The sequence below is a fragment of the Dietzia sp. DQ11-44 genome (assembly GCF_014145205.1).
Taxonomy (GTDB): Bacteria; Actinomycetota; Actinomycetes; order Mycobacteriales; family Mycobacteriaceae; genus Dietzia; species Dietzia natronolimnaea.
Genome location: NZ_JAALEC010000630.1, coordinates 1 through 1,078 on the forward strand (window position 1 = coordinate 1; position 1,078 = coordinate 1,078).

Annotated in this window: 1 protein-coding gene and 1 pseudogene; both read left to right on the forward strand. The window is 70.9% G+C overall.

Annotated elements, in window-relative coordinates; all coding sequences use genetic code 11:
- Positions 1-251, forward strand: a pseudogene (locus tag G6018_RS14545) (hypothetical protein); the annotation flags it as partial.
- Between the two features lie 119 nt (positions 252-370).
- Positions 371-1,060 carry an FABP family protein gene (locus G6018_RS14550; protein ID WP_179524617.1) on the forward strand — a complete coding sequence of 230 codons (690 nt, stop codon included), beginning with the start codon at positions 371-373 and terminating at the stop codon, positions 1,058-1,060.
- Positions 1,061-1,078 lie beyond the last annotated feature (18 nt).

The window sequence follows — 1,078 nt, forward strand, 5'->3', positions numbered from 1 at the left end:
ACGGGCTCAGGACCGGGTTCGGCGCCGACCACCTCAAGTGGGACCTGCACCTGCACCTGCAGTACTCGACGATCCGGGAGGTGCGCGACATCGTGATCACCGTCGATCCGCCGGGACGCGAGGGCGTCGTGCACGCGGACTTCACCCTCGTAACCGTGGTGGGGCTCAGGGCACGGGTCAGCGAGGACTTCGTGGTACCCCCCGAGGACTGCCTGATCCACTCGATCGACGCCCGCATCTCACTCGGCTGACACCCTCGGGGTTAGGATTAGACCATGGTGCTCTTCTTCGAGATCCTCCTCGTCCTCTGCACGCTGGCCATCACATGGGTCACCTGCTACATCGTGTACCGCACGGTCACCGACGAGTCGTGACGGACGGCGGCCACACCGGCGCGGTCGACCCCACGTCGTCCACCCCCGAGGGGGGAGACGGCGGCTCGGTCGTCCGCGGGTCCGCGAACGCGGCGGTCGATGCCGCGGCGCAGCGATCCGAACAGACCGCGGGTCGGAACATCCCGGCGTTCTCCGACCTCCCGGTCCCGGGGGACACGGCCAACCTCCGGTTCGGTCCTGACCTGCACCCGGGCCTTCTCGCCCTGCTCCCCCTGGTGGGGGTCTGGGAGGGCGAGGGCGAGGCGGACACCGCCGACCGGGGCGAGCACCGCTTCGGCCAGCAGATCGTCGTCTCCCACGACGGGGAGAACTACCTGAGCTGGAGTTCCCGCGCCTGGACGTTCGACACGGGCGGGGCGGTCGACGACGCCGCCTACCGCGAGTCGGGGTTCTGGCGGATCTCCGCGGACGACCAGCTCGAGTTCCTGGTGGCGCACGCCTCCGGGGTCATCGAGATGTACTACGGGGCGCCGATCAACCAGGCCGCGTGGGAGATGGCGACCGACGTCGTGCTCGCCTCCCCCACCGGCCCGGAGCGTGGCGGCGCCAAGCGCATCTACGGGATCGTCGAGGGCGGCGACCTGGGGTGGGTCGAGGAGCGCGTCCACCCGGAGAAGGGCCTGGTCCCGCACATGTCGGCGCGCCTGCGGCGCGTCGCCGGCTGACCGCGCCCGTCGCCGGCT